Origin of the sequence: Nostoc sp. DedQUE12b, from assembly GCF_034530835.1 — a bacterium.
Classification (GTDB): Bacteria; Cyanobacteriota; Cyanobacteriia; order Cyanobacteriales; family Nostocaceae; genus Nostoc.
Window position 1 is genome coordinate 175,162 of record NZ_JAVRCI010000003.1, and the last position, 11,695, is coordinate 186,856.

Annotated in this window: 10 protein-coding genes; 4 read left to right on the forward strand and 6 right to left on the reverse strand. The window is 39.4% G+C overall.

Features of this window, described 5'->3' with window-relative positions:
• The first annotated feature begins 19 nt into the window (after positions 1–19).
• Positions 20–163, forward strand: coding sequence for a hypothetical protein (locus RMY16_RS02820; RefSeq protein WP_322735093.1), 144 nt, complete (start codon positions 20–22; stop codon positions 161–163).
• On the opposite strand, the gene RMY16_RS02825 is transcribed toward RMY16_RS02820, so the two are convergent.
• Complete coding sequence (locus RMY16_RS02825) at positions 146–2,056, reverse strand: GTPase family protein (protein WP_322735094.1); 1,911 nt, start codon at positions 2,054–2,056, stop codon at positions 146–148. The genes RMY16_RS02820 and RMY16_RS02825 overlap by 18 nt on opposite strands.
• A 228-nt stretch (positions 2,057–2,284) precedes the next feature.
• Between RMY16_RS02825 and RMY16_RS02830 the strand changes: the two genes are divergently transcribed.
• On the forward strand, positions 2,285–3,604 hold the full coding sequence (locus RMY16_RS02830) for an ATP-binding protein (protein WP_322735095.1): 1,320 nt from the start codon (positions 2,285–2,287) through the stop codon (positions 3,602–3,604).
• Entirely contained in the window at positions 3,589–4,221 is a 633-nt protein-coding gene (locus RMY16_RS02835) for an RloB family protein (protein ID WP_322735096.1), read from the forward strand. Before RMY16_RS02830 ends, RMY16_RS02835 begins: the two co-directional genes overlap by 16 nt.
• A gap of 366 nt (positions 4,222–4,587) precedes the next feature.
• On the opposite strand, the gene RMY16_RS02840 is transcribed toward RMY16_RS02835, so the two are convergent.
• The 4 genes from RMY16_RS02840 to RMY16_RS02855 all read right to left on the reverse strand — a co-directional run bounded on the left by RMY16_RS02840 (position 4,588) and on the right by RMY16_RS02855 (position 8,683).
• Positions 4,588–5,289 (reverse strand): serine/threonine protein kinase, encoded by a 702-nt coding sequence (locus RMY16_RS02840; RefSeq protein ID WP_322735097.1) that lies wholly within the window; start codon positions 5,287–5,289, stop codon positions 4,588–4,590.
• A gap of 112 nt (positions 5,290–5,401) precedes the next feature.
• Positions 5,402–6,508 (reverse strand): AI-2E family transporter, encoded by a 1,107-nt coding sequence (locus RMY16_RS02845; protein WP_322735098.1) that lies wholly within the window; start codon positions 6,506–6,508, stop codon positions 5,402–5,404.
• Between the two features lie 119 nt (positions 6,509–6,627).
• A complete protein-coding gene (locus RMY16_RS02850) occupies positions 6,628–8,061 on the reverse strand; it encodes a bifunctional orotidine-5'-phosphate decarboxylase/orotate phosphoribosyltransferase (RefSeq protein WP_322735099.1) in 1,434 nt (477 codons plus the stop codon).
• 25 nt (positions 8,062–8,086) lie between these two features.
• Positions 8,087–8,683 carry a cytochrome b/b6 domain-containing protein gene (locus tag RMY16_RS02855; RefSeq protein WP_322735100.1) on the reverse strand — a complete coding sequence of 199 codons (597 nt, stop codon included), beginning with the start codon at positions 8,681–8,683 and terminating at the stop codon, positions 8,087–8,089.
• Between the two features lie 1,484 nt (positions 8,684–10,167).
• On the opposite strand from RMY16_RS02855, the gene RMY16_RS02860 reads away from it, so the two are divergent.
• Positions 10,168–10,365 (forward strand): hypothetical protein, encoded by a 198-nt coding sequence (locus tag RMY16_RS02860; RefSeq protein ID WP_322735101.1) that lies wholly within the window; start codon positions 10,168–10,170, stop codon positions 10,363–10,365.
• Positions 10,366–10,622: 257 nt separating this feature from the next.
• On the opposite strand, the gene RMY16_RS02865 is transcribed toward RMY16_RS02860, so the two are convergent.
• Positions 10,623–11,642 carry an isopenicillin N synthase family dioxygenase gene (locus tag RMY16_RS02865; protein ID WP_322735102.1) on the reverse strand — a complete coding sequence of 340 codons (1,020 nt, stop codon included), beginning with the start codon at positions 11,640–11,642 and terminating at the stop codon, positions 10,623–10,625.
• Positions 11,643–11,695 lie beyond the last annotated feature (53 nt).

Below are 11,695 nucleotides of genomic sequence, written 5' to 3' on the forward strand. Positions count from 1 at the left end.
TAATTTACTTTATTTATTCATGCAACTTTTGGTGTTTCATCTATGGTGGTTACGTAACCGCTTAAACTCGTTATTTAAACGTAGTATTGGCAAGAGAATCGAAGATGCGTCACCATCCTTCGTAGACATCGCCATCGCAGACAAATTATTTGGCGATCGCTAAATAATACTCAAATCGCTCCCGGAGTTGTTCAACCGTCAAATTTTGAGTCCAGTACTCTACTAGAGCGTGACCAAATGCCCAGGCGTTGCGATCGGGTGAAGCGGTGTTTTCCAGCAGTAGCGGCCAAAGGGATAGCAATTCAAAGTTGAGCGACTTGGGGTTCAAGAGTGAGAAAAGCTCATATCCCATTTGCAGTTTACCAATCACAATTGGCAACTGTTCCACGGGAATTTGCTCCGCCAACATATACGCAAGAGCTGGAGATCCGGTTGAGAATGTAGAAACAAACTGAAGGACGGGACTTTTGAGCAATGCCGTTAATCCTTGTGTTGTCGTCATTTGGAAGGTGTAGTGGTCGATGATTTTGGCGGCGGCGACGATGCGAGTTTCTAGGTTACGCAAAAAGCGGGCGAGACGGAGTTGCTTGGTAGGTGCGATCGCATCCACTAATCCCAACGATAGCGCTTCTACTCCCCAGGCAACTCGATTTGTTTTGCTGTCACCTGTAACCACGGGTAAAACTAGATTACAGAAGTTTTCTAGCAGTTTGGCGCGATATTCAGTGGCTTCTCTAATGGCAATTTCTTTGGGGCGATCGCCCCATTCCCAATCATAAGGCGGTTGCCATTCGCGGATGGGACGGAGACGATCTACCTGGGTGACAATAGCGATCGCAGGTAAATCTGCAATTTCTGCTTTAATAGCTTGCAAAAAGTCCACATCCATTTGCAAGGCAGGATCGAGGGCAGGAGTAGCTAACAGCAGCAAATCTGAATTGATGGCATAATCAAGCACTAAGTTTTGGAGTTCGGCACGGTTGACTTGTTCGTAACCAGGTGTATCCAAAAGCGTCAGAGTTTCGCCACTTTCAGTTTGCCATTGATAATTCTGAATGTGATCGGTACTGGGTAAAACGTCAACTGCTGCGAGATCCCCCTGAAATAGCGTATTAATCAGGCTACTTTTTCCCGATCCCGTGCGCCCCACCAGCAGAATATTCACGGGTTTTTCCTCAACCGCCTCGGCTGGTTGAGCTTGAGTCAGGATTTCTCGGAGTGTTTGGGTTTTTGCCTTGGGTAAAGTTGGTGTGGAAACTACGGTTGCTGGAACTGGTAATGTGCTACGTCCGTAAAGTGCGATCGCTTGTAGGCATAAATTTCTCAGGGCAGCTTCCCGAAATAACTGGCTCAAATTCCCCAATAATTGCTGAGTTGCTTGGTTACTAGAACCCTGACTGGCTTGTTTTGCCACCGCCGCCACCGGATTTAAGATCCACTGTGCCCAGTTCCAAACTTTCCAGAATTTCCGAGCCGATGGTTCCAACTTCCGGTAGACCTCATATCCTTGGTATGCTTGTCCAACCGTTACCTGATTGAGGATCGGGGATAACTTTTGCATCCACTGATCCATATCATCCACTGTTCCCCGAATCAGCCCGTAAGCTTGGGGAACGTAAATATTTAGCAGCGGATATTGAATCTGAGGATTGTAGATACGAGCGATCGCTACGACTAAATCCTGACATCGCGTCCAAAAAGTTTGCCAGTCTTCCCAAATCGGGCGATCGCTTTGCGCTGCTTGAAGAATTTCTTGAAGGGCGGTTTCTGCAAGCTTTGTGGTGTCACTTCCCACTGGCCGCGCTACTGTATCCTCTGCCGTCGATTCCAGTTCTTCACGGACTTGAGTTAATACAGCTTCTACTTGATTAACAGCTGGTTGAGTCCATTTGACTAGCAGCCAACGCCAACCAACAAATAAAACGGTGAATATACCCCAAATCCAATTAATGCCCCACGCATGAATTTGTGAACCGGCAGACACCAGTAAGAAAATGATGATAAACGCGATCGGGATTGCTAAGACTACCCACTGCCACAGTTTTAATCGCACCATTGCCTCATACCTGCTTTAGTTAGACTTTTTATATTACTATTGTCGATCTAATTATCTTGTAGTGAGTTCTGGATTACTGCGTATATTAAAGTGTAAGAATTTGCTGGTAATAGCTTACACTGGCTGCTAGTTCATGTGATGTGTTGTGGTAAAAGTGGAGATTTGCCTACCTTTAAGATAATATTTACGTGAATAAATCACAAAAAACTGCCTTGTGCCCGTTGAATTATGCTTGTAGATTTTACAGTCGAAAACTACCGCTCAATTAAAGAACCTGTAACCCTAAGTGCGGTTGCTCAAAAACAAAGCGATCGTCAGACAAGCCAAAGCAGCAAACGCAAACGGGTAAAGTCAGATCATGAAATTACACCTGGATATCATGTTGAAGGTTGGGACATTGAGCTTTTACCTGTTCTGGCAATTTTTGGAGCTAATGCATCAGGTAAGAGTAATGTTATCCAAGCTCTGGATTATTTATTGCTTATGATGTCTAAAGGAATTCAGGAAGCAGTCACATTCCAGAAATTATTTAAATCGGCAAAACTAGATCCTTTCAGGTTAGATATGATCTCTGCTCAAAAACCTACAAAATTTGAATTGAGAACTTTATTTAATAATAATATTTACACTTATTCGTTAGTAATTAATGAAAATAATATAATTTCAGAAAGCTTAGACTATGCTTTAAATACGACTAAGCGTACTCGTCGTTTATTTCATCGCCAATGGGATGAAATTAATAAAAATTTTATATGGAAGACTGGTGAGCATTTTGCTGGCTACCATAATCAACTCCAGGATAATATTAGAGAAAATGAATTATTTTTTAGCATATTAGTAAAGCTAAAAGTAGATGTAATTGAGTCTATCGTCCGCTGGTTAAAAATTCGCTGGATTGGAATTAATTGGGAAAATCCAAAGTACGATAATATTACATTGATTAAATCACTACAAGGTACTGAGAATTCCATCTCAAATGAAATTATTGAAGAAGTCTTGACAATTTTACAAAAATTCGATACAGGACTGTCAAGAATCGATATGGTAAAGAAATATGATGATCCAAATGACTACAATATATTTGCTGTACATAACACCGATGACGGTGGTTCAGTTGCTTGGCTTTTTGATGAAGAATCTCTTGGAACGCAACGCTTATTTAATTTAGCATTTCGGATAGTAGTAGTTAGGAAAACAGGAGGATTGATAATTTTTGATGAATTAGGCACAAATATTCATCCAAATATTTTAAAACGTATTATCAAAATATTTCAAAATCCTAAAACCAATCCAAGAAGCGCTCAACTGATTTTAACTAGTCATGATAACACGTTACCAAGAAACAACTTGTTACGACGTGATCAAATTTGGTTTACACAAAAGCGCTCTGATCAAAGTACTGAGTTGTATCCCTTAACTGATTTCCATGTGCGAAATGATTTGGCTATTGACAAAGCTTATTTAGATGGTCATTTTGGAGCTGTTCCGTTTCTCCCATCTGAAGAGGAAATGATTTTACAGGGTGATGAGCAGTGCCAAGAAAGTTAAACCGTCGCCCACCTAGCAGAAATATTGCTCATAAAATACTAATTGCTTGTGAAGGAAGTAAAACAGAACCAATTTATTTCAATAGTATCCGCAATGAATTACGTTTGCCAACTTTAGATATTATTGTATTGCCTCATCAAAACAGAACTGATCCACGTAGCATTATTGAAAGACTTATCGAAGAACGACAGCAGAGGAAGGATAATCAGCAGTGGAGTAAAGAAGATAAAGCCTGGGCTGTTTTTGACGGAGATGAGCATATTGAAAAAAGTCTGCCAAATTGGCAAAGTGCAATAAATCGAGCTATAAGCCAAAAGATTAATCTGGCAATTACCAATCCTTGTTTTGAACTCTGGTATCTAATTCACTTTCAAGACCATTTTGCACAAATCACTCGTGATAGATTAGTTAATTTGCTCGAAAAGCATATACCCGACTACGACAAATCAATGTGCTTGTATCCAAAACCATTGAAATCCTTAACTGAACAAGCGATTCAACGTGCTGAGAAGATGGCAAAGCAGATAGAACGTAATGAATTATCTGAACATTCAAATCCCTGTTGTAGTGGCTTGCCTAAACTGATTAGTAGTTTATTAAGTTTAAAGAATAGTTAGAGAAATTACTTAAAATTCTTTTAATCAGTTTTATCTAATTATTGCTTATTATAAAAACTTAAAATACTCGGAAGCGATGTCTGACGACAAGTCGCTTTGCGTCTATACAAGCAACAATAAAGATAGCGATCGCTTGTCATAAAACCTAAAATACTAGTAATGCTACACTTTTGTAGAATTTAGGAGCAAAGGCTGTAGCTTCCATCACAATCGATATTTACGATGAACAATTGCAGAAGCTGCAAGCTTGGCGTAGCCTCTCGTAGAGAAGTTGCAGTCTGCTGTATCTTGAATTTCTCAACGAAGTATTGATAACGAAAATGCCAGAATTGGACAGCACAAAAATTGTCTGTCAATCAATCGCTCTTAACGTTTTAAATACTTAATATTAGTTAATCTTAAGAGTAGTTGGTAACAAAAATTTTTAACAGAAGTTCCCAAGCGATAACATTTGCGGACGAGATCTAAGGCAAAGTATGGTACGCGCAGTCGCAGTGGGTAAAACACGGGCAGATATAACCAGTAGTAAGCCTTTTTTAGGTTATTCCACTTTGAGCAAGCTTCTTGATCCAAGAAATCTGATATGTCTACGACTAATCCTCTGCCTTGGTACATCATGACATTACGCCCGTGGACATCATGAGGGTAGAGTCCACGACTTCGCGCATAGTCAAGAGCTTCATCAATGTCCTTTATTACCTGCTTGGGAATTAGTAAACCAAAGTGCATACAATCGTAGAGGGTTGTTCCATAAAGCCGTTTCAAGACTAAAAATCCATCCTTGGCGTACAAACATTCAGAAAACGCTGGATGATAACCTAGACGACGGTAAACTTCTACTTCCTCTTCAAAACCTGCCCGTCCTGGGGCATAAATCTTAACTACATAATCAAGGGAATCGGGGTGATAAACTACTGCGGCGTAATTTCCTCTGCCAAGCAGCCGCCAAGGTTGTGGAAGATAGCTTACCTTAATTGGATCGCAGGGATTGACACTTTCAATCTGTAATCTAGGCAGTAGTTCCTGATAAATGTTTTTGACTAACTGTTTTAGGGGCAATTTGTCCATATTAATTCCTTAGCCAATTTACGAGGTTTGGGAATAAGGTTGACTTGAGTGAATTACGACCTAAATGATACCGTTGCAACTTCTCGTTAACGGTAGAGATGGCAATTTTTATCTACAACTCATGCGATATTGATTTTTCTACCAACAATTCTGATGCTGCTTCACCCTCACCCAGGTTATCAGAATTAACAGATTTAGAAAAACCATCTGCTACATCTTTGATAAAACCAGCTACAGGTACCGCAACTAGTAAACCCAAGACTCCGCCAACATTGGTTCCTACAAGCAAAGCAATTAATACCCATATTGGTCTAATACCAGTAAACTTACCCAAAAGACGTGGTGCGATCGCCTGATCGATTAACTGATCGATAACAACAGCTACCGCAAAAACCTTAGCTGCTAGCCAAAAGTCATGTGACGCTATTATTAAAGTTATTAAAACCAGACTGACGACATCACCAAAAGGAATTAAGCTCAAAAGTCCAACTCCCAAACCAAAGAGTAAACCAAACTGGACTTGAAAAGCTAAAAACAATAATGTTATTGAAACACCCATCAGCAAAGCCAAAGTTCCCTGACCAATTAAGTAATTTTGGAAGTTTTGCTGAATAGACTGGCTTATCTGCTGGGCAACATCTCCAGGTAACTTCTTAAATATCGCCTCCCAAATTCTTGGGCCATCTAACAACAAGTAAAAAGTTAGCACTACTGTGATTAATGCCTCAGAAATACTATCAATTGTATCTATAATAATACTTAAAAGTTTATCTGAAACAAATTCTAATTCATTAGGTAATTGGTCAGTAACTTGTGCTAATAGCTGACTTAGATTCACATTTATTTTATGTTTAAACAACCAATCATTTACAATCTGAAGTTTTTCTTCGCTAGAATCAATCCATCGAGGAAAGACTTTAACCATTTCATTAAATTGCTCTAAAACAATGGGTACTAAAGTGATACCCAGAGCCACAACAATTACCAATGCTAATATAAAAACTAATGCTACTGCATAGCTGCGTTTAACTTTCCGCTGTTGCAGAATCGAAACAGGATAGTTTAAAACGAATGCAAGCAAAGTAGCCAATACAACAATTGTCACAACAGGTTGAAAGTTTTTCACCAACAAAAATGCTAGCCAACCATTGAGGAATACTAGAGGAAATAACAACGTAAAAATTAACCATCTAAGTAGTTGATTTAGGGGAAAATTCATAATTAATTTCAAAGCAAAAATTATTCTATTTACTAGATTGAACCGAGTAATTAAATCTGTTAAACAGGAAGTAGACAAGAAAATATTTCCAGATTCTCCACTTCACATTATTTAAATGATTAACTTTCAGCGAAAGCTGAAAATTGCTCCTCATTTATTCGCCCTGCCTGATACAGAGTATTAGTAATTTCCGAAATAGTTAAAACCGCATAGCTACGATAACCATTTTGCTGTAACCTATCTTTCACCCCCTGTTCGTGATCGATAAATACCACAATATCATTAACCTTTAATCCAGCTGATTCCAACTTTGCTGCCCCTTCCATGACACTTTTGCCGCTAATGAGAATATCGTCAACCACTACAACTGTTTCACCAGCATGAAAGTTACCCTCAATTACTCTCCGAGTTCCGTGTGCCTTCACCTCTTTACGCGGGAAAATCATCGGACAATGAAGGCGCAAAGCTAAACCAGTCGCAGTAGGTAAAGAACCATAGGGAATACCTGCTAATCTATCAAAATTCAGATTCTTCAAAATATCCTCATAAGCTGTGAGAACTTGATTAAAAACTTGGGGGTTGGAAATAATTTTGCGTAAGTCGATGTAATAAGGAAATATCGCTCCTGATGCTTGGACAAAGCTGCCAAACATAATGCAGTCAATATCATAAAGTTGTAAAATCAAATCTTGGTGAGGGTGCTGATTTAGAAAACAAACATCAGGAAACCACACAGAACAAGTAGAATTTTCGTAAATAATTTCAGTTTTGATTTGATTAATTTCTGCACGTAGAGACTGAACTTCCTCTGATAATTGCGTATTTGCCAACATATCTTGAGGAACAGGAATCAGTAAACCATCACCATTACTATTCAAGCCAGCTTCTAAAATTTGCTTCAGGTTTTGTCCCTCCGCCCAGATGCTACGCGCCATAATAATTCGTTCAGGTGCAACTGCTCGAATAAGTGCTAAAACTTCAGGATTTGTAGTTCCCACTTCCAAACCCAATTGTTCTGGAGTACCCCAGGTTTTGGATTCTTTTACTACCTGTAAATAAAGGGGTGATTCGTTTGTAGGATATTGCTGTAGAGCTTGTGCACCTGGATTAGAAGTACAGCATAAAATAAACACCGCTTTATCAGGATAGACCAAAAAAGGTGCTACATGATCTTGTCCTGTATAGGGACTGAGAGTGATTGCGTCCACTTGCCATTGTGTAAACACAGTCTGGGCAAAGATGGTACTAGTATTTAAGTCACTGTGTTTAGCATCTAAAATCACTGGAATATGGGCTGGAATAGCTGCTAAAGTTTTGTACAGCAGTTCTAAACCAGGAATACCTAAAGCTTCGTAAAAGCCAAGTGTCGGTTTATAAGCACAAACGAAATCAGAAGTTTCTGCAATAATGAATTGTAACCACTTTTCCAAACCAGCGATGAGTTCTTCAGATTCATAACGCCCAGGCATCATCTCTGGATTTGGATCGAGTCCTACAAATAGTAAGCTTTGATTTTGTAAGATATTTCCATTCAATTTATCAAAAAAATTCATTTTTTTTGTTTAAAAAAATTGTTTATTAAAACATTGATTCTGTTAATTCCGTACCACCAGCCTTACGCCCTAATTGATAGTGAATTACTACAAATAAGATAACCATCGGCACTGAGGCAAAGTGAACAATTCGCAATGCTTGCCAATCGCCAAAGCAATCCACAATCCAGGGAAATTGAGCAGGTTTATACATTCCTATCCCTGTAAATAATGCCAGCAGCAAAATAGGAATAATTGCTGTATAAGCAATCCGATGCCAAGCATAAATTAGACGTTGGGAATTTTGAGTTTTTTGTAATGCTTTCAAGTCATTAGCACCGACAAAGCGATGTCGCCAGCGTCGGGTAATTAAAATGTAAATTCCATACCACAACAGATTCAGCGAGAATAGCCACATTGCTGCAAAATGCCAGTGTCTACCTCCTGCAAGCCAACCTCCTAAAGTAAATATCGGAGGAATGTGCAAACCTGCGCGTCCACCAAAAACAGGGTTGGCGTTGTAAATTTGTAGTCCACTGGTGAGCATGATAAATAGACTAATGATATTACACCAGTGGAAAATTTTGGCTCCTATTGCTTGAGTGGGTCGCTTTCGAGTTGGAGAGGGAACGTAGGAAGTCATAAATTTTGACTGATAAAATTTGCTGTTTATCTGTCTTGGGTAAATAGCCCAGCAAGTTTGGAGGTAGGCATTGCTTACCTTTATTTTCTCATCATTAGATTCAGTATTCTGACATTAATGGTCTACCATCTGCTGTTTTAACTGTCAGTTTAGGTATGGCTAGGGTTATTCTCAGCTAAATTACGCCTAATGTAAATTAAATCGGTTGAGATTGGAAAGTGAGAATATCGATACGAAAACTGTGACGAAGCAATAAAAGTAGCAGGGTAAGCTCATCTAATTTAGTATAGAGTCAGCTTGACAAATTAAGTAAAATAAGCTTAAACAAAGTTATAAAAAAAGCACTTGACTTCCGAGCAAGTGCTTTTTAAGATAGCTGATAAAATTTTGTGCAGGCTTTTTTTCAAATCAACAAATAGTGCGTAGGCGTAGTCCGCCGCAGGCATCGCTAAATCTAGCTGACCTTGCCAAAGAAATGTTTCTGCGACTTTAAGACGTTTGAGTGAACCACCAACCTTGTACAGATTCTCTTAGAGCCAGACAGTACGCAATACTTTTCGGATAAATCCAACAATCTCTCTTTTGGTCTGGGTAAAGGTTAATGGGTTTGCGGGTAAAGGTAAATATCAAACCCTTTCCCTTTCCCCTTTCCCCCTTAACCGAAAAGTATTGAGACAGTACGGACTCAATCGCGTGGCTTTGAGTGCAGAACAAGTGATCGCGTCGTTGGGAGTTCGAGCAGCAGTAGCGGTTTAGTCTCGAAAGTGAAAAAGGCGATTGCACACCAAAAGAATTGCGATCGCCAACAAGTTTAATCTCGAATAAACACAATCATGACACAAAATGCAGCAAGTAACCTCTTACTTCAAGTAGGTGACTGTCAAGACAAGATTCTCCTACCTGCTACAGATGCGGATGCAGAGGTGTAAGAAATCGTTGAGGTCAAGTTTAATCAGGAGACAGAATAATGCAACCAACAATATCAATTCCACACGGTTGGAAAGACCCCCACTTCACTTTAGGACAACGTACAGAAAAGGGAATTATCATCGGCATCAAGTATTACCTAACCGACAGCTTTTAGCCCATGAATACGATGAAGAGTGGGGTGATATAATCATGCCTGATATCAATTCTCAAGATGAAGAAAATCGCTTGGATAACTAGCTTTAACTACTGACACCACACGAGTTGAAAACACTCTTAGAAGCAGAGATTACCAAACATTTAAGTAAGTAGGTGCTCAAAAACACAACTAAATTAAGAAGGGTAAAGGTTAAGGGTAAAAGGGAAAAACCTTTACCCTTTAACCTTTTCCCTTTACCCATACAAAACTTTGTATAGTTCGGTTTAATTGTGCCAACCTACTTACATCAAGTTGAACTGCTAACATACGAATTAAAAGCAATTCCTGGCACTGTCATAAATAGCTAAGTCGAACACTATCCAATATCAACGCAATTTTTAGCAACAACAACGCAATTATGGAAACTATCACCATCAACAATAGCGTCTTTCTCATTCCAACTATCCAACCTAAACTACAAGCAAACTGTGCTAAGAAATACGAGCAATTTTTTCTCGATTGTCCTCCAAAACTGACAATCCTAGAGGCACAAGCTGGCGGATATCTCATGCAAGGGCAAAATCAAACAACAATACCACAAGGTAAAAAGCGGTAAATAGTACTCTTGCTGTTGTGGGTAAGGAGAATGTGGCTTTGTCAAGAACCTTGCTAACCAAGCTAAAGGTATAGCAAAAACAGCGGTACTTATGGAGCGAACTATTTCATATAACTGTGCAAATTGTAACTCACTAACTCCACTCCTTACCCAGTTTAGAAGAGTAGAGTAAACCACTAACCAAGCAATCATTACTATCCCGAATCGCTGGACATCACCAAAATACTCGTTAGGGCGTGCTATCCATGTACAGCACTCTAAAACACTGTTTGGCGCAGTTCTGGAAATACTTTGGAGACTTTATTCAGAAGATAATCGCCATAAGTCCCGCGACATTCGTGGACACTGGCTTTATCCCAGCGATCGCTTTGATCGTCATTCACTACTATGCCGTTGGGTTCAATGGGTTTGACTTCAATGTTGAAATTGGGATCAAAGAAAAATGGAAATGACAAGCGATTACTTGTTGATAGGTTCTGAACGCGGTGGGGTGTTGAGCGATACAGCCCTCGTGTCATACGATCGAGCATATCCCCAATGTTGCATACGAATGAACCAGGAATAGGAGGTGCATCTATCCAACCAGACTTTAATTTGACTTGTAATCCACCGACATTATCTTGTTTTAGTATAGTCAATACTCCATAATCTGTATGTTCGCCAACGCCCCATTTAGATTCAGATAATGATGAATTAGGAGGGTAATTGAAAATCCGAAATAATATCAATGGGTTTTTTGTATAACAGTCTGCAAAGTAGGACTTTTCTAACCCCAAACTTAGAGCAATACCAGCCATTAGGGTATGTCCAAGTCTGGTCATTGAGTCTATATAATTCAGCACTGTTTCCCTAAATTGTGGAATATTGGATGGAAAAAGATTTCGACCGTGCATTGGTACACCAGTTTTCACAAGTGGGTGGTCTTCTTCTAGTTCTGTACCGAAGTAAATACCTTCTTTTAAGTCCGGTCTACCTGATGTCAACTCATTACCCACGGGGAAATATCCTCGCCATGCTTTACCACCAAGAGCCATACGAATCTTCAGTTTTGTTTCTACATCCTGCGCGAAAAACTGTTGGCTGAGATGTTCCAATTGCTTTTGTAGTTGCTCATCAACTCCATGTCCGACGATATAGAAGAAACCGTAATCTTGGCAAGCTTGTCTAATTTGCTCTGCAATTACATCCGAATAGTTGCTAGTTTGAGAAACCAATGGATTAATATCAATGACGGGAACTTCTGAAAACTCTTTATCCACAACTTGTAAGATTGTCATAAGCTAATCAGCATTTAAATTGCAACTATACTACTGTTCTAGGTGAGCAACCT

Excerpts from the sequence above, each read along its gene's own strand:
- RMY16_RS02820 (WP_322735093.1), top strand. The coding sequence starts at position 20 with ATGCAACTTTTGGTGTTTCATCTATGGTGGTTACGTAACCGCTTAAAC.
- RMY16_RS02825 (WP_322735094.1), bottom strand. The coding sequence starts at position 2,056 with ATGGTGCGATTAAAACTGTGGCAGTGGGTAGTCTTAGCAATCCCGATC.
- RMY16_RS02830 (WP_322735095.1), top strand. The coding sequence starts at position 2,285 with ATGCTTGTAGATTTTACAGTCGAAAACTACCGCTCAATTAAAGAACCT.
- RMY16_RS02840 (WP_322735097.1), bottom strand. The coding sequence starts at position 5,289 with ATGGACAAATTGCCCCTAAAACAGTTAGTCAAAAACATTTATCAGGAA.
- RMY16_RS02845 (WP_322735098.1), bottom strand. The coding sequence starts at position 6,508 with ATGAATTTTCCCCTAAATCAACTACTTAGATGGTTAATTTTTACGTTG.
- RMY16_RS02850 (WP_322735099.1), bottom strand. The coding sequence starts at position 8,061 with ATGAATTTTTTTGATAAATTGAATGGAAATATCTTACAAAATCAAAGC.
- RMY16_RS02855 (WP_322735100.1), bottom strand. The coding sequence starts at position 8,683 with ATGACTTCCTACGTTCCCTCTCCAACTCGAAAGCGACCCACTCAAGCA.
- RMY16_RS02860 (WP_322735101.1), top strand. The coding sequence starts at position 10,168 with ATGGAAACTATCACCATCAACAATAGCGTCTTTCTCATTCCAACTATC.
- RMY16_RS02865 (WP_322735102.1), bottom strand. The coding sequence starts at position 11,642 with ATGACAATCTTACAAGTTGTGGATAAAGAGTTTTCAGAAGTTCCCGTC.